Source organism: Thermococcus henrietii, assembly GCF_900198835.1.
Classification (GTDB): Archaea; Methanobacteriota_B; Thermococci; order Thermococcales; family Thermococcaceae; genus Thermococcus; species Thermococcus henrietii.
In genome coordinates this window covers 998,125-1,014,109 of the sequence record NZ_LT900021.1, presented here as the reverse complement: position 1 = coordinate 1,014,109, position 15,985 = coordinate 998,125, and the positions used below count along the sequence as shown (strand labels likewise).

Genomic DNA, 15,985 nt, shown 5'->3' with positions numbered 1-15,985 from the left:
CGGAGGTTTTTTATATGGGGTCGCCAATCGAGGACGAGGCCTATGGTCACGCTCATCATAGCCGAGAAGCCCAACGTCGCGAGAAAGATAGCCTACGCCTTGGCCGAGGGAAAGCCCGTCCGGAAGACAATAGGGAAGGTGAGCTACTACGAGTTCACCCGCGACGGCAAGAAGGTGATAGTCGCTCCAGCTGTTGGCCATCTCTTCTCCCTCGCTCCGAAGACCAAGACCTACGGTTACCCCGTCTTCGACATCGAATGGGTACCTGTTTACGTCGCCGAGAAGGGCAAGGGCTACGCGAAAGACTACATCAAAGCCCTCGCGACCCTCGCGAAGAAAGCCGATGAGTTCATAGTCGCCTGCGACTACGACACAGAGGGCGAAGTTATCGGTTATACTGCTCTGAAATACGCCTGCGGTGTTGACCCTTCGAAGGCCAAGCGCATGAAGTTCTCGGCGTTGACGAAGAAGGACCTTCTCAAAGCTTGGTACAACCTCGAGCCGACGATAAACTTCGGAATGGCAGATGCGGGAATAGCGCGCCACGTCCTCGACTGGTACTGGGGTGTGAACCTCTCGAGGGCCCTGACATCTGCCATAAAGCGCGCCAGCGGGAAGTGGCAGGTTTTGAGCACCGGTCGCGTTCAGGGGCCCACCCTTAAGTTCCTCGTAGAGCGGGAAAAGGAAATCCAGAACTTCAAGCCGAAACCGTACTGGGTCATCAAGATGATTCTTGAGAAAGAGGGCAAGCAGTACACGGCGACCTACGAGAAGGACAAGATATGGGACGAGGAGGAGGCGAAGAGAATCGTCCAGGAGGCCAAGAAGGGGCCGGCCTTCGTTGAGAAAGTTGAAGTGAAACAGCAGAAGAGGAATCCTCCAGTGCCCTTCGACCTCGGAACTCTCCAGAGGGAAGCTTATTCTGCCTTCGGCTACAGCCCGAAGAAGACCCTGGAGATTGCACAGAAGCTCTACGAGAAAGGGTACTGCCTTCATCCGGATTCACTCATACCGACTCCAGAGGGAGTGAAGAAAATCAAAGAGTTGCCAAAAGAGGGCGAGGTCTTTGCTCTTGACTTCGACCTGAAGTTGTCGAGGGCCAAGTACCGGTTACTTGAAAGAGATGCAGACGAGCCGATGTATAAAGTTGTTCTCAGCGATAGAACGGAGCTTTATCTAACTGGAGACCATCCAGTTCTTGTTTACAGAGATGACAAGCTGATATTTGTTCCTGCCGAGGAACTTAGAGAAGATGACCAAGTCGTGCTTCTTATAAATCGTGAAGAGTTCCAAAGTGTGGACAGAACTCCAAAACTGTTCGACTTCATTCTCAAGAACGCCCCTTCTATGCGAGATTATATCCTCTATGAACCGTCCTTTGGTTCAGTTCTCAGGGAGAGGATAAAGAGAGCTGGGCTAAAGGTGGAAATCTTGTGGAAGTTCAAAATCAAAGAGCCTACCTACTACAAATACCTCAGGGGCAAGATGCCTGTTCCAGTTTTCAAGTTCCTCTTGGAGAAGGGAACAATATCAAAAGAAGAGGCAAAAGATGTTTTCAGGGGATTCTCTTACGGAACTTCAACGACACCAATTTCGTTTGACTTCAATAAGGACTTTTGGTACCTGTATGGATTTGTAGTAGGGGACGGCCATATCACAAAGGAGGGTAAGATAACAATAGCCGCAAAGGACAGGACAGAGGAAACTGTAGATGTGTTGAGAAAGGTCTCAAGTTCTCTGGGTGTCCCCTTCGCTTATGATTCGAAATACAAGGTGATAATACTCCGTAGTAAGTCTCTTGCGAGGCTGTTTGAACTTCTTGGCTGTCCCCCCGGAAACAAAACGGAAATATTCAAGATTCCTGGGGAAATACTAGCAAAGCCCGAATGGATTGCTTCATTCTTGGCTGGCTATTACGATGCCGACAGCCACATTGGGACGAAACCAACGGGTGGTAGGAAATCGCTATCCCCTCAAATCGTTTTGACTTCCAAGAACCGAGACGCCATATACACAGTTAAGCTCATGTGGCAGTTGCTCGGCGTTGGCACTTACCTATGGGAGAAAAAAGACAAACACGGTAACTTCATTGCCTACGAGCTTAAGGTGTATTCAAGAGATTCCCTTAGGTTCTATGAAATCATGAAGAACCATCTGAGAGTCAAAAGGCATGACTTGGAGAAAGTGCGGAAGGTTGCGATTAGAAAGAGAAAAGCGTACTCCCACCATTACAGCGTTCTTAAAGTCAAGGATTGGAAAGGGAAGTTAAGACCCGACAATGCCCTCTGGAAAGAGTTTGATATGTCCAACCAGACGGCCCACGGGCGTGGAATAAGTCTCGACAAACTTGAAAGAATCAGGGATTACCTGACCGACGATGACCTTCGCAGGATTGCCACCGGTGACGTCTACGTTCTTGGAATAAAGTCTATTGAAAAGTTTCATTACAGGGGTAAAGTCTACGACCTCGTTGTGGAGAACTATCACAATTTCATTGCCAATGGGGTTGTCGTCCATAATTGCTCCTATCCCCGTACCTCGTCCCAAAAGCTCCCCAAGAACCTCAACTTCCGCTCCATACTGCAGAACCTTGCGAAGTTGCCCGAGTACAAGCCCTTCGCCCACGAGCTTCTGGGCAAGGGCAACCTCAAGCCCGTTGATGGCAAGAAGGAAGACCCCGCCCACCCGGCAATCTATCCCACCGGCGAGCTTCCAAAGCCCGGCGAGCTGACCAAGGACGAGAAGAACATCTACGACCTCGTCGTGAGGCGCTTCTTAGCTCTCTTCATGGAGCCCGCCATTAGGGAGAGCGTGAAGGTAATCATAAACTCCAACGGTCACCGCTTCATCCTGAGCGGTGCGAGAACCCTCAAGGAGGGCTGGCTGAAGGTTTACGGGAAATACGTCAAGTTCGACGAGGTTATTTTGCCACAGTTTAAGGAGGGTGAACCCGTCAAGGTCGTCCAGATTAAGCGCGAGAAGAAGAAAACGAAACCTCCAGCGAGGTATTCTCCAGCGGCCGTAATCAAGAAGATGGAGGATTTGGGCATCGGAACGAAGGCGACGCGCGCGCAAATCCTTGAAACGCTCTACAACAGGGGCTACATCGAGGGCAAGAAGAAGATAAAGGTTACACCCCTCGGCATGCGCGTCGTGGAAGCGCTCGAGAAAAACGTTCCCGACATAGTCAGCGTTGAGCTCACGAGGGCCTTCGAGGAGAAGATGGAGGAGATAATGGCAGGGAAGGCAAAGAAGGACGAGGTAATAGAGGAGAGCAAGGACCAGCTGATTAAAATCCTGAAAATCTTCAAGGAGAAGGAACTCGACATCGGCAGGATGCTCCTTGAGACAACCGGAACAGGCGTTACGACTTCGAAGGACTCGGTTCGGGTGGAGAAATCAAAGTCCCAGTCCGGGGCTTCTGGAGCTTCCGCGAAATCCGGGACGGAAGAGCCGAAGAAGACCAAGTCCCCGGAGAGGCAGAGGCTCGTTCTCGGAAAGTGCCCCAAGTGCGGTGGTGATTTGGTTCTCAAATACAACAGGAAAACCGGCAAGCGCTTCGTCGGTTGCTCCAACTGGCCCAAGTGCAACGTCACCTATCCGATACTCCAGCGCGGTGAGGTCATTCCCACCAACAAAACCTGTTGCAACGGTGCCCCTGTCGTGAAGATTCGCGAGAAGGGTAGGGAGTACGAGATTTGCCTCGACATGAACTGCAAGGACTGGAAGCGATAGCCTTATCTTTACTTATGATGAATTCCCATCATGGACGAGTGGGAGAGGACGGCAAAGGTTCTGTTGGCCAACGCCCGCGAGTTCCTTGAAAGGCTCCGCGACGAGGTCAGGCTGAACGAGGTAACGGTGGCGAGCCTCCTTGACGTCCAGTCAACCTTCGTCCTCGGTCTGGCGGACGCGAGCCTTTACGCCTTCTCTATCGGGCGAGATGAAGTCGTAGAGAGCTCTTACAGGCTATTCCTGGAGGGGTTGGAGGTTCTCAAGGCCGGCCACCTATTCATAAGCGAGCCTGAACTTGACCTGTGGCTTTCTCCCCTCAGGGAGATGAACCCGGAGAGGGGTTTTTCCCTTGACAGACGCTTCTCGCTCCTTGGAGAGCCGAAGCCGACTATGGTCTGGGCCAATCGCGTTGTCCAGCTCAGGAACGCCCTCCACGGAAAACCCGTTAGGGACCCTCTCAGGAGCATCGGCTACGGGATAGACGAGGGCGATAGGCGCTTTCCCGTTCTCCTGAAGGCCGTCAGAAGGCTTTACACGCTTTACCCCGCCCCGATAGATGAGACCGCGAGGCTTTTGGCCCTTGAGCTCGGATTGGGGCTCGACGAGGAACCTTTAGAGTGCTCCGACGGAACCTGCGAGGAGATAGCCGAGCTCCCCGATGTTTCCTCCTTCAGAAAAACGGTTTCAGGGGATGTTGAGCTCTACTACCTCATCGAGAACTCAAAGGGTCTTCACTCCCCCTGGGGAAGCCTGAGCGTTGGGAGTGCAAGGGAGATAGTGGTCTTCTCAAGGAAGAAGGGAAAGGGGTTCAGGCTCAGAGGAGCTCCTTGAGGAGCTTTATCCTCCTCGGGCTGAGGAGGACCTTCGGGTGCTTGAGGAGGGCCTTTATGACCTCCGTGTACTCTCCGGCGGCAATCTTCTCGGTGTCGGCTCCGCTGAGAACCTGTATGAAGAGGTCAAGGTCTTCATCAGTGAGCTTCTCGGTAACGCGCCTGACCTTGAGGACCTTCTCAAGCCTCTTTCCGTCGGTCTCCCACCACTCCGTGGTGTAGTTCTGGAGCAGCGAGAGGTTCTCCTCTTCCAGAGCTTTTACAATCCACTTGCTCGCTATCGTTCCGGCTTCCATCGCTTCCGCCATTCCACCGCCGTGCATCGGGTTTACCTGCCTCGCGGCGTCGCCGACGACGAGAACGTTGTCCTTGACGAGCTCCTTGACGAAGCCTCCAACGGGGACGACTCCAACGTTTACCTCGAGGAGCTTCTTGGCAGGTATGTTGTTCTCCTTCAGCCACTTGTCGAGGTAGTACTTGGCCGTCTGCGGGTTGTCCGAGTTGATTCCAATTCCAACGTTGGCCCTGTCCTCGTCCTTCGGGAAGACCCAGACGTAACCTCTTGGGGCAATCTCGTTGCCGAACCAGAGGTGTATGAGGTCGGGGTCGTAGCCTTCTATGAGCATCTCGTACTCGTAGCTCGAATCGAACTCGTGTGGCGGGGCGTAGGTGTTTATACCGGCCTTCCTCGCGATGGTGCTCTCGACGCCATCAGCCGCGACGATAACGTCGGCGTAAATCTCAATCGGCTCGTCCTCGTGCTTGGCCTTGATTCCAACGACCTTTCCGTCCTTCCTTATGACGTCTAAAGCTTCAGTCCTCGCGAGGACGTCTGCTCCAGCTTTAGCGGCGTAGTAGGCGAGCATCTTGTCGAAGACCTTCCTCTCAAGGATAACACCGCTGACGTCCTTGTAGCGGAGTTCGAGTTCGTAACCGCTCGGGGAGTAGAGTTTCGCTCCGTAAATCTCGCGGTTGATGAAGCGCTTGTCGTAGGGGATGTCGTACTTCTCAAAGACCTTTATGCTTATGCCCTCGGCGCACTGCTTTGGAGTTCCGATGGCCCACTTCTTGTCAATCATGAGAACGGAGTAACCGGCCTTTGCGACGTTTCTGGCGACGATGGGCCCTGCTATTCCTGCCCCAACGACGACGACGTCGTACTTCCAGCTCATGCTTTCACCTCCAGGGGCTCGGCGCTCAGGGCTCCAACCGGGCAGGCGTTGACACATATCTTACAGCTTATGCATTTCTCTTGAATAAACTCCCAGCCGCTCGAGTGCACCTCTATAGCCAAAGTCGGGCAGACTCCAGCACAGCCACCACATAGGTAACAGCGGTCTTCGTTAACGACGATTTTAATCTTCTCCGGCATCGTCTTCACCGCCGAGCTTTGCCTTTAGCCTTTCGTCATCTATCGTTATAACGCCGTCTTTTATTCTTAACGGAACGAACCTGTCCAGCTCACTGGCCTTCTGGAGCACCTCCCTCTCCTTGAGGTTGAGCCTGTCGCTGAGCTCGTCAACGGTGGCCGAGCCGTTGAGGAGGACGTAGTGGAGGATTGCCAGCTGGGTCATGTCGCCGATTTCCTTGAGGTAGGTCTCCTTAATCATCGCCATGAGCCTGTCTCTCCGGCCCTCTATCGCCTGGAGCTCCTTGAGGATTTCTTCAAGCTTTTTGCTCAGGTTCCTAAATGTTAGAATCATTTCATCGAGGTTTTTGGGCTCTTTCGGGAGGTCTATCGAGACCTCCGGCTCCTCGCTCAGGTCAAGACCGCGGTACCAGAAGATGTTGGGGGTTATAGTGACGACGTACGTCTTGGCGATGTTTATGTCGTAGTACTTCCTCGCGGGGCCGATGAAGGGACCCTCACGCTCGTAGGATTTGAGTATCCCCTCGCGCTCCATTATTTTAAGGTGCTTCGCTACGGCCGTTGAGGAGACGCTAACCTTACTGCTCAGAAAACTGAAGTAGCACTCGGTGCAGGTGAGGTGGCTGAGCAAATCGCGCCTCACCCTGTTCCCGAGTATGTAGAAGATGTCGGGTTCAGTCATGGCCCACACCCACCCAAACCTGTGACGTAAAGCTTATATATTGGACATTAAACTTAAGGTTGCAAACCAGGGGATTTTCACCCGGAGAAAATGGTTCGCGGTGATTATAAACCTTTAGATGGGGGTGTGATGAATGGGACTGATTAGCGATGCCGACAAGAAGGTAATAAAGGAGGAGTTCTTCTCCAAGCTCACCGAGCCGGTTAAGCTCATGGTCTTCACGGGAAAGGACCACTGCCAGTACTGCGACCAGCTCAAGCAACTCGTTCAGGAGCTTGCCGAGCTGAGCGACAAGCTGAGTTATGAGTTCATAGACTTCGACACAGAGGAGGGCAAGAAGAAGGCCGAGGAGTACAGGATTGACCGCGCTCCTGCCGTCAGCATAACCAGAAACGGCCAGGACGTCGGCGTCAGGTTCTTCGGCCTTCCGGCCGGCCACGAGTTCGGCGCCTTCCTCGAGGACATCGTTGACGTCAGCAACATGACCACCGATTTGATGCCCGAGAGCAAGGAGGAGCTCGCCAAGATTGACAGGGACGTCAGGATACTCGTCTTTGTAACGCCAACCTGCCCTTACTGTCCGCTGGCTGTCAGGATGGCCCACAAGTTCGCCATCGAGAACACCAACGCCGGCAAGGGCAAGATACTCGGCGACATGGTCGAGGCCATTGAGTATCCCGAGTGGGCCGACCAGTACAGCGTCATGGCCGTCCCGAAGATAGTTATCCAGGTGGACGGCGAGGACAAGGTCCAGTTTGAGGGAGCTTATCCGGAGAAGATGTTCATGGAGAAGCTCCTTGCGGCTCTGGAGTGAGCCTTTCTCTTTATCCTTCCGCCTGCGACCATGGTTTAAAAAGGTTTTTCAAACCCGTCCGCGTTAAATGAACAATCCAATACATCAACGAACCGAAACGGGCTGAAAACCGGTTCTTAAACTTTACGCAACCGATATAAAGCCTCTCCACCGAGATACCACTCGAAAAGCTTATATACCGGAACCCGCAGGTGGAGGGTAGTGATATCGTTCTAATAAAAAACGTTAAGGGGGCAATTCTCGGTGGCGGCGAAAAAGGAGTTTGATATATTCACTCACGTGCTGGTTCCCGAGCACAGAATCCTCAGCGAGGAGGAGAAGGAGGAGCTCCTCAAGAAGTACAGGATTAGGATTTCCCAGCTTCCGCAGATTAAGGCTTCTGACCCTGCTGTCGTTGCCCTTGGAGCCAAGCCCGGCGATGTCATCGAGATAAAGAGGAAGAGCCCCACGGCGGGTTACTACTACTATTACCGCCTCGTCGTGGAGGACTGATTTTAGGGGTGAGAGTTTATGAGCAGAGGAGTTACGGTTAACGAGCCCACTCTAACTCCGGACGAGCTCTGGCTCGTTATGGAATCCTACTGGAAGGAAAAGGGTCTTGTGAGACAGCACCTCGATTCTTACAACGCCTTCATCGACCACGGCCTTCAGGAGGTTGTAAACGAGTTCGGTGGCGTCAAGCCCGATATTCCTGGCCTCGAGGTCAAGTTCGGAAGGATTAGGCTCGGTGAGCCCGAGTTCCAGGAGGCCCAGGGACAGAGAAGGCCCCTCTACCCGATGGACGCGAGAATAAGGAACCTGACTTACTCGGCCCCGCTCTACCTTGAGATGATTCCCGTCGTTAACGGCATCGAGCAGGAGCCTGTGGAGGTTCGCATCGGTGAGCTACCGATAATGCTCAAGTCCAAGGCCTGCCGTCTCTACGGTCTCAGCGATGAGGAGCTCATAAAGCTTGGCGAGGACCCGAAGGACCCGGGAGGATACTTCATCATAAACGGTTCCGAGAGGGTTATCGTTTCTATCGAGGATTTAGCTCCGAACAAGACCCTCGTCGAGAGAGACGAGAGGCAGAACCGCGTTATAGCGAAGGTCTTCTCCTACAGGCATGGCTACAGAGCCCTGATAACCGTCGAGAGGAAGAAGGACGGAATCCTTTACGTTTCTATCCCGAACGTTCCCAAGCCTGTCAAGTTCGTTTACGTCATGCGCGCCCTCGGTCTGCTCAGCGATAAGGAGATAGTTGAGGCAGTAAGCGACGACCCGAGGATTCAGCAGATTCTCTTCGACAACCTCGAGGATGCAAGCGACATAAGGACCCAGGAGGAAGCTCTGGACCTCATAGGAAGGCTCTCACTTCCGGGCCAGCCCAAGGAGTACAGGCTCAAGAGGGCCGAGCACATCATAGACAACAACCTCCTCCCGCACATGGGCGTCGAGCCCGAGAGGAGGAGGGCTAAGGCTTACTACCTCGGCATGATGGCCCTTAAAGTCCTTGAGCTTTCGCTCGGCCTGCGCGGTGAGGATGACAAGGACCACTACGCCAACAAGAGGCTCAAGCTGGCTGGAGACCTACTCAAGGACCTCTTCAGAATCGCTTTCGGCCAGCTCGTCAAGGACATGCAGTACCAGATGACCAAGACCTACCAGAGGAAGGGCGAGCGCTACACCTTCGAGAACGTTCAGAGGTTTGTGAGGAACTCGATAAGGCCCGACGTTCTCAGCGAGAGGATTGAGCACGCCCTCGCTACCGGTGCCTGGCCCGGTGGAAGAACCGGTGTCAGCCAGCTCCTTGACAGAACCAACTACATCTCAACTCTCTCACACCTCAGGCGCGTGACTTCGCCCCTCAGCAGGGACCAGCCCCACTTCGAGGCCCGTGATTTGCACGGAACCCACTGGGGAAGAATCTGTCCGACCGAGACTCCCGAAGGCCCGAACTGTGGTCTCGTCAAGAACTTGGCTTTGATGTCCCAGATAACCACAGGCGTTCCCGAGGAGGAGGTTCGCGAGTACCTCATGAGGCTCGGCATAGTTCCGATTGAGGAGAGAAGGCCCGCTCCGGGTCTTTACCGCGTCTACCTCAACGGTGTTCTCATCGGAACCATCGAGGACGGCCAGGCTCTTGTGGACAGAATTAGGGCCGACAGGAGGAGCGGTAAGATAAGCGACGTCATAAACGTGGCCATCTACGAGGACGAGGAAGTCAAAGAAATCTACGTCAACAGCGATGACGGTCGCGTTAGGAGGCCCCTCATCATAGTCGAGAACGGCAAGCCCAAGCTCACCCGCGAGCACATCGAGGCCGTTAAGAACGGCCAGCTCACCTGGAGCGACCTCGTGAAGATGGGCGTCATTGAATACCTCGACGCCGAGGAGGAAGAGAACGCTTACGTTGCGACCTGGCCTTGGGAGGTCACCGAGGAGCACACCCACCTCGAGCTCATGCCGGCCGCGATACTCGGAATACCTGCCTCACTCGTTCCCTATCCTGAGCACAACGCGGCTCCAAGAAACACCTACGGCGCGGGTATGGCCAAGCAGAGCCTCGGTCTCGGCTGGGCCAACTTCAGGATTAGGGTTGACACCCGCGGTCATCTCATGCACTACCCGCAGGTTCCGCTCGTCAACTCGCGCATAATGAAGGCCGTCGGTTTCGAGGAGAGGCCGGCCGGCCAGAACTTCGTCGTTGCGGTGCTCAGCTACCACGGCTACAACATGGAGGATGCCGTAATCATCAACAAGGCCTCAATCGAGCGTGGATTGGCTCGCTCAAGCTTCTTCAGAACCTACGAGGCCGAGGAGAAGAGATATCTGGGTGGTCAGAAGGACACCTTTGAGGTTCCCGACCCGACGATACAGGGCTACCTCGGCGAGAAATATTACCGCCACCTCGACGAGGACGGTCTCATCTTCCCCGAGTCAAAAGTTGAGGGCAAGGACGTCCTCGTCGGAAGAACTTCCCCGCCGAGGTTCCTTGAGGAGCAGAGCGGTCTCGGCGGAATGGCCCTCCAGGGAAGGAGAGAAACGAGCGTAACGGTCAGGCCGAGCGAGAGGGGTATCGTTGACAAGGTCATCGTCACCGAGACCGGCGACGGAACCAAGCTTGTCAAGGTCACCGTCAGGGACCTGCGCATTCCAGAGCTCGGTGACAAGTTCGCTTCAAGGCACGGTCAGAAGGGTGTTATCGGCCTCATCGTCCCGCAGGAGGACATGCCCTGGACCGAGAGCGGTATCGTTCCGGATTTGATAGTCAACCCGCACGGTATCCCGAGCCGTATGACCGTCGGACAGCTCATAGAGGCCATCGGCGGAAAGGTCGCCTCGCTCAAGGGAAGGCGCGTTGACGGAACCGCTTTCATCGGTGAGCCCGAGGAGAGGCTCAGGAAGGAGCTTGAAGAGCTCGGCTTCAAGCACAGCGGAAGAGAAGTTATGTACGACGGCATAACCGGCAGGCGCCTTGAGGCTGACATATTCGTCGGTGTCATCTACTACCAGAGGCTCCACCACATGGTAGCGGACAAGATGCACGCGAGGAGCAGGGGTCCGGTTCAGGTTCTCACCAAACAGCCGACAGAGGGAAGAGCTCGCGAGGGCGGTCTCAGGTTTGGTGAGATGGAGCGTGACGTCCTCATCGGCCACGGCGCGGCGATGTTGCTCATCGAGCGTCTCCTTGAGGAGAGCGACAAGACGGAAGTATGGGTCTGCGAGAGCTGTGGACACCTGGCACTTGAGGACAAGCGTCGCGGTAAGGTCTACTGTCCGGTCTGTGGCGAGGAGGAGAAGATAAGCAAGGTCGAGATGAGCTACGCGTTTAAACTGCTCCTCGACGAGCTGAAGGCGATGGTGATTAGGCCTTCCCTCAAGTTGAAGGATAGGGTGTGATGGCCATGCAGTCGATGAAAAAGGTCATCGGGAGTATCGAGTTCGGAATACTCTCACCCCAGGAAATCAGAAAAATGAGTGCGGCGGAGATTACCGTCCCGGACACCTACGACGATGACGGTTACCCCATCGAAGGCGGTCTGATGGACAAGAGGCTCGGTGTCATCGACCCTGGCCTTAGGTGTGAGACCTGTGGGGCAAGGGCCGGCGAGTGTCCCGGCCACTTCGGCCACGTCGAGCTCGCGAGACCTGTCATTCACGTCGGATTCGCCAAGACAATTCACAGGGTTCTCGAAAGCACCTGCCGTGAGTGTGGCAGGATAAAGCTCACCGACGAGGAGATAGAGGAGTACATGAAGAAGTTCGAGGTCGTTGGCGACAGAAAGAAGGCCAAGGACAGGCTCATCAAGGAGATTCACAAGAAGGCCAAGGAAAGAATGGTCTGCCCGCACTGTGGAGCACCGCAGTTCCCGATTAAGTTCGAGAGGCCCACCATATACTGGGAGCTCAGGAAGGACGAAGAAGGTAACGAGTACAAGCACAGGATGATGCCGAGCGAGGTCAGGGACAGGCTCGAGAAGATACCAGACAAGGACCTGCCACTCCTCGGACTCCACCCAGAGAAGGCCCGCCCCGAGTGGATGGTTCTCACCGTCCTGCCCGTCCCGCCGGTCACTATGAGGCCGTCAATCACGCTCGAGAGCGGTATTCGCGCCGAGGACGACCTCACTCACAAGCTGGTCGATATCATCCGTATCAACAACAGGCTCAAGAGCAACATCGAGGCAGGTGCTCCTCAGCTGATTATAGAGGACCTCTGGGACCTCCTCCAGTACCACGTGACAACTTACATCAACAACGAGACCTCGGGCATTCCTCCGGCCAAGCACAAGAGCGGAAGGCCCCTCAAGACCCTCGCCCAGCGTTTGAAGGGTAAGGAGGGTCGCTTCCGTGGAAACCTCAGCGGTAAGCGCGTCAACTTCTCGGCCCGTACAGTTATCAGCCCCGACCCGATGATAAGCATCAACGAGGTCGGCGTTCCTATGGCGGTCGCCATGGAGCTCACAGTTCCCGAGAAGGTCACCGAGTTCAACTTTGAGAAGCTCAAGCAGAGGGTTCTCAACGGTCCCGAGAAGTATCCTGGAGCCAACTACGTCATCGACCCCGAGGGAAGGAGAATCCGCCTCATGGAGAACAACCTTGAGCTCATAGCCGAGAGGCTCGACATCGGCTGGACCGTTGAGAGGCACCTTGAGGACGGCGACATAGTTCTCTTCAACAGACAGCCTTCACTTCACAGGATGTCTATCATGGCCCACCGCGTCAGGGTCATGCCCTACAGAACCTTCCGCCTCAACCTTGCCGTCTGCCCGCCCTACAACGCCGATTTCGACGGTGACGAAATGAACCTCCACGTGCCCCAGACGGAGGAGGCCCAGGCGGAAGCGAAGATACTCATGGAGGTCCAGAACCACATCATTTCACCGAGGTACGGAGGCCCGCTCATCGCTGGAATCCAGGACCACATCTCCGGTGGCTACCTGCTCACGCGCGAGGGGGCCTACTTCACCCGCTCAGAGGTCGAGCTCATGCTCATGTTCGCCGGCGTTGACGTTGAGGAGCTTCCAAAACCGGACAAGGTCGAGAACGGCGCCGAGCTCTGGAGCGGAAAGACGATATTCTCGCTCCTCCTTCCGGACGACCTCACCATCTGGTACCGCAACAAGCTCTGCGACGAGCCCGAGCGCTGTGAGGCCCTTGAGAAGCTCATAGAGGAGAAGCTCGTTCCAGACCAGGAGGAAGTTAGAAAGCTTGCCTACGACGGCTTCGTCTACATTCAGAACGGAAAGCTCCTCAGCGGTGCGATAGACAAAAAGGCCTACGGTAGGGAGGACGGAAAACTCCTCGACCTCATAGTTAGGGAGTACGGCGTCGAGAGGGCCAGGCAGTTCCTCGACCAGGTTACCAAGCTGACGATATGGGTCATAACCCACAAGGGCTTTACCACCGCTATAGACGACGAGGACCTCCCGCAGGAAGCCCTCGACAGGATTAGGGAAATCATTCGCGAGGCTGAGGAGAGAGTTAACAGGCTCATCGAAGCCTACAAGCGCGGTGAGCTCGAACCGCTCCCCGGTAAGACCCTTGAGGAGACCCTTGAGAGCAAGATAATGGCCGTCCTGGCGGAAGCGCGTGACAACGCCGGTAAGGTCGCAGAGAGGTACCTCGGTATGAGCAACCACGCGGTCATAATGGCCAAGACCGGAGCGAGGGGTAAGATACTCAACATCACTCAGATGGCGGCGATGCTCGGTCAGCAGTCAATCCGTGGAAAGCGTCTCTACCGTGGCTACCGCGGAAGGGTCCTCACCCACTTCAAGCCCGGCGACTTGGGAGCCAGGGCCAAGGGATTCGTCATTAACTCCTACAAGAGCGGTCTCACACCACAGGAGTACTTCTTCCACGCAATGGGTGGACGTGAGGGACTGGTCGATACGGCCGTCAGGACAGCGCAGAGCGGTTACATGCAGAGAAGGTTAATCAACGCCCTCCAGGACCTCAAGGTCGACTACGACGGAACCGTTAGAGACCCGACCGGAATCATCGTCCAGTTCCGCTATGGAGAGGACGGTGTTGACCCGATGAAGAGCTGGGGCGGTAAGACCGTAGACGTTGACAGGGTTATAATCAGAACCCTGTTGAAGACCCGTGCCAAGGGGTGATGCTCATGGTCGCCGAGAGAACCATAAAGAACCTCGTTGAGAAGGCCGACCTCCCGGCGAGCGTTAAGGAGGAGCTCTACGAGAAGCTCGTGAAGTACAACGAGAAGTACAACCTCAAGAAGGCCGAAGTTGAAGCAATCATTGAGGAAACCGTCAAGGAGTACCAGAACGCCCTCGTTGAGCCTGGGGAAGCTATAGGAACCGTTGCGGCGCAGTCAATAGGTGAGCCCTCAACCCAGATGACCCTCAACACCTTCCACTACGCGGGTGTCGCGGAAATCAACGTTACCCTCGGTCTGCCGAGGATTATCGAGATTGTTGATGCCAGAAAGAACCCATCGACCCCAATCATGACCGTTTACCTCGACGAGAAGCACCGCTATGACCGTGAGAAGGCCCTTGAAGTTGCGAGGAAGATTGAGGGAACGAGCCTCGAAAACCTCGCGAGGGAAGAAACCATAGACATACTCAACTTCGAGTTCATAGTCGAGATTGACCCCGAGAGGCTTGAGAAGGCCGGCCTCGACATGGAGCGCGTCAAGAGAAAGCTTGAGAGCTCATTCAAGAGCGCCGAATTCGAGGTTGACGGATACACGCTCATTGTGAGGCCCAAGAAGATAAAGAAGCTCTCAGACCTGAGAAAGCTTGCCGAAAAGGTTAAAAAGCACCGCCTTAAGGGTCTCTCGGGCGTCGGAAAGACCATCATAAGGAAGGAAGGCGACGAGTACGTGATATACACCGAGGGCTCGAACTTCAAGCAGGTCCTCAAGGTTCCCGGCGTCGACCCGACCAGGACGAGGACCAACAACATCCACGAGATTGCCCAGGTGCTTGGTATTGAGGCAGCTCGCAACGCAATCATCGAGGAAATCGTCAACACGATGCGCGAGCAGGGTCTTGAGGTTGACGTCAGACACATCATGCTCGTCGCCGATATGATGACCCTCGACGGCGTCATCCTGCCGATAGGCAGGCACGGTGTCGTCGGGGAGAAGGCGAGCGTCTTGGCAAGGGCGGCCTTCGAGATTACGACCCAGCACCTGTTCGAGGCCGCCGAGAGGGGAGAGACAGACCCGCTCAACGGTGTCGTTGAGAACGTCCTCATCGGCCAGCCCGTTCCCGTGGGTACGGGAATAGTCAAGCTGGCAATGAATCTCCCCCTGAGACCGAAAAGGGAGTAGGGAGGTGTAGTTAATGGTTGACTTCGCCTTTGAGCTTAGGAAAGCCCAGGACACGGGTAAGATAGTGATGGGAGCCAAGAAGAGCATCCAGTACGCCAAGGTCGGCGGGGCAAAGATGATTATAGTCGCGAAGAACGCGAGGCCCGACATCAAGGAGGACATCTACTACTACGCCAAGCTCAGCGGAATCCCGGTTTACGAGTTTGAGGGAACCAGCGTCGAGCTCGGAACCCTCCTTGGAAGGCCTCACACCGTCTCGGCCCTCGCGATAATCGACCCGGGCGAGAGCAAGATACTCGCCCTTGCCGGGGGTAAGGAGTGATGCCGCTCAAGCTCAACACCGACCAGATAAAGTACATAGCGCTCTTCGAGAGCATGACCGGAGCAACAGTGCTCGACTGCCTCATCGACACCAACAGGAACAGGCTCATCTACGTCATCAAGAAGGGTGAGATGGGCCTCGCCCTCGGAAAGAAGGGCGCGAACGTCAAGCGCGTTCAGAACATGCTCGGCAAGGACATCGAGCTCATAGAGCACTCCGAGAACCCTGAGGAGTTCCTGAGGAACATTTATAAGAGCCTCGGGGTTAAGGTTAAAAAGGTTCATATCACCGAGAAGAAGGACGGTAAGAAGGTCGCCCTCCTCGATATCGGCCCGCGCGACAAACCGAGGGCAATCGGAAGGGGCGGCCAGAACATAAACCTCGTAAAAGAGTTGATGGAGAGACACCACGGCATTCACGACGTGATTATAATTTGAGGTGATGTTC

General features: G+C 55.0%; 12 protein-coding genes. 9 read left to right on the top strand and 3 right to left on the bottom strand.

The annotated features are described in order from the left end of the window. The first annotated feature begins 42 nt into the window (after nucleotides 1-42). Both topA and CS910_RS05615 read left to right on the top strand, forming a co-directional pair. Nucleotides 43-3,735, top strand: coding sequence for a DNA topoisomerase I (gene topA, locus CS910_RS05620; protein ID WP_099210145.1), 3,693 nt, complete (start codon nucleotides 43-45; stop codon nucleotides 3,733-3,735). A gap of 30 nt (nucleotides 3,736-3,765) precedes the next feature. After that, nucleotides 3,766-4,566, top strand: a complete 801-nt coding sequence (locus tag CS910_RS05615) for a hypothetical protein (protein ID WP_099210143.1) — start codon at nucleotides 3,766-3,768, stop codon at nucleotides 4,564-4,566. Here the strand turns inward: CS910_RS05615 and CS910_RS05610 are convergent. Genes CS910_RS05610 through surR form a run of 3 tightly spaced genes read right to left on the bottom strand, consistent with a single transcriptional unit; the run spans nucleotide 4,550 to nucleotide 6,616 of the window. After that, nucleotides 4,550-5,737 (bottom strand): geranylgeranyl reductase family protein, encoded by a 1,188-nt coding sequence (locus CS910_RS05610; RefSeq protein WP_099210141.1) that lies wholly within the window; start codon nucleotides 5,735-5,737, stop codon nucleotides 4,550-4,552. The two genes, CS910_RS05615 and CS910_RS05610, sit on opposite strands and share 17 nt — an antisense overlap. After that, nucleotides 5,734-5,937 (bottom strand): DUF362 domain-containing protein, encoded by a 204-nt coding sequence (locus CS910_RS05605; protein WP_099210139.1) that lies wholly within the window; start codon nucleotides 5,935-5,937, stop codon nucleotides 5,734-5,736. The genes CS910_RS05610 and CS910_RS05605 overlap by 4 nt, the downstream gene beginning before the upstream one ends. Then, nucleotides 5,921-6,616, bottom strand: a complete 696-nt coding sequence (surR, locus tag CS910_RS05600; protein WP_099210137.1) for a sulfur metabolism transcriptional regulator SurR — start codon at nucleotides 6,614-6,616, stop codon at nucleotides 5,921-5,923. Before surR ends, CS910_RS05605 begins: the two co-directional genes overlap by 17 nt. 133 nt (nucleotides 6,617-6,749) lie before the next feature. Here surR and pdo point away from each other — a divergent pair, with 133 nt between their 5' ends. The 7 genes from pdo to CS910_RS05565 all read left to right on the top strand — a co-directional run bounded on the left by pdo (nucleotide 6,750) and on the right by CS910_RS05565 (nucleotide 15,975). Beyond that, a complete protein-coding gene (gene pdo, locus CS910_RS05595) occupies nucleotides 6,750-7,430 on the top strand; it encodes a protein disulfide oxidoreductase (protein ID WP_099210135.1) in 681 nt (226 codons plus the stop codon). Between the two features lie 243 nt (nucleotides 7,431-7,673). Continuing rightward, the gene (locus CS910_RS05590; RefSeq protein ID WP_042688985.1) at nucleotides 7,674-7,922 is read left to right on the top strand and encodes a DNA-directed RNA polymerase subunit H; all 249 of its coding nucleotides are present in this window, start codon (nucleotides 7,674-7,676) and stop codon (nucleotides 7,920-7,922) included. Nucleotides 7,923-7,940: 18 nt separating this feature from the next. After that, on the top strand, nucleotides 7,941-11,312 hold the full coding sequence (locus CS910_RS05585) for a DNA-directed RNA polymerase subunit B (RefSeq protein ID WP_099210133.1): 3,372 nt from the start codon (nucleotides 7,941-7,943) through the stop codon (nucleotides 11,310-11,312). Nucleotides 11,313-11,317: 5 nt separating this feature from the next. Further along, nucleotides 11,318-14,035, top strand: a complete 2,718-nt coding sequence (locus tag CS910_RS05580) for a DNA-directed RNA polymerase subunit A' (protein ID WP_099212440.1) — start codon at nucleotides 11,318-11,320, stop codon at nucleotides 14,033-14,035. Between the two features lie 5 nt (nucleotides 14,036-14,040). Further along, complete coding sequence (gene rpoA2 / locus CS910_RS05575) at nucleotides 14,041-15,216, top strand: DNA-directed RNA polymerase subunit A'' (protein WP_099210131.1); 1,176 nt, start codon at nucleotides 14,041-14,043, stop codon at nucleotides 15,214-15,216. Between the two features lie 13 nt (nucleotides 15,217-15,229). Further along, entirely contained in the window at nucleotides 15,230-15,538 is a 309-nt protein-coding gene (locus CS910_RS05570; RefSeq protein WP_099210129.1) for a 50S ribosomal protein L30e, read from the top strand. After that, nucleotides 15,538-15,975: a NusA-like transcription termination signal-binding factor gene (locus CS910_RS05565; RefSeq protein ID WP_099210127.1), complete on the top strand. Its 438-nt coding sequence runs from the start codon at nucleotides 15,538-15,540 to the stop codon at nucleotides 15,973-15,975. Before CS910_RS05570 ends, CS910_RS05565 begins: the two co-directional genes overlap by 1 nt. The last annotated feature ends 10 nt before the right edge of the window (nucleotides 15,976-15,985 follow it).

Bases quoted from the DNA above. Each gene is read 5' to 3' on its own strand.
- CS910_RS05585 (WP_099210133.1), top strand. From the start codon at position 7,941: ATGAGCAGAGGAGTTACGGTTAACGAGCCCACTCTAACTCCGGACGAG.
- pdo (WP_099210135.1), top strand. From the start codon at position 6,750: ATGGGACTGATTAGCGATGCCGACAAGAAGGTAATAAAGGAGGAGTTC.
- rpoA2 (WP_099210131.1), top strand. From the start codon at position 14,041: ATGGTCGCCGAGAGAACCATAAAGAACCTCGTTGAGAAGGCCGACCTC.
- surR (WP_099210137.1), bottom strand. From the start codon at position 6,616: ATGACTGAACCCGACATCTTCTACATACTCGGGAACAGGGTGAGGCGC.
- CS910_RS05580 (WP_099212440.1), top strand. From the start codon at position 11,318: ATGCAGTCGATGAAAAAGGTCATCGGGAGTATCGAGTTCGGAATACTC.
- CS910_RS05570 (WP_099210129.1), top strand. From the start codon at position 15,230: ATGGTTGACTTCGCCTTTGAGCTTAGGAAAGCCCAGGACACGGGTAAG.
- CS910_RS05610 (WP_099210141.1), bottom strand. From the start codon at position 5,737: ATGAGCTGGAAGTACGACGTCGTCGTCGTTGGGGCAGGAATAGCAGGG.
- CS910_RS05565 (WP_099210127.1), top strand. From the start codon at position 15,538: ATGCCGCTCAAGCTCAACACCGACCAGATAAAGTACATAGCGCTCTTC.
- topA (WP_099210145.1), top strand. From the start codon at position 43: ATGGTCACGCTCATCATAGCCGAGAAGCCCAACGTCGCGAGAAAGATA.
- CS910_RS05605 (WP_099210139.1), bottom strand. From the start codon at position 5,937: ATGCCGGAGAAGATTAAAATCGTCGTTAACGAAGACCGCTGTTACCTA.
- CS910_RS05615 (WP_099210143.1), top strand. From the start codon at position 3,766: ATGGACGAGTGGGAGAGGACGGCAAAGGTTCTGTTGGCCAACGCCCGC.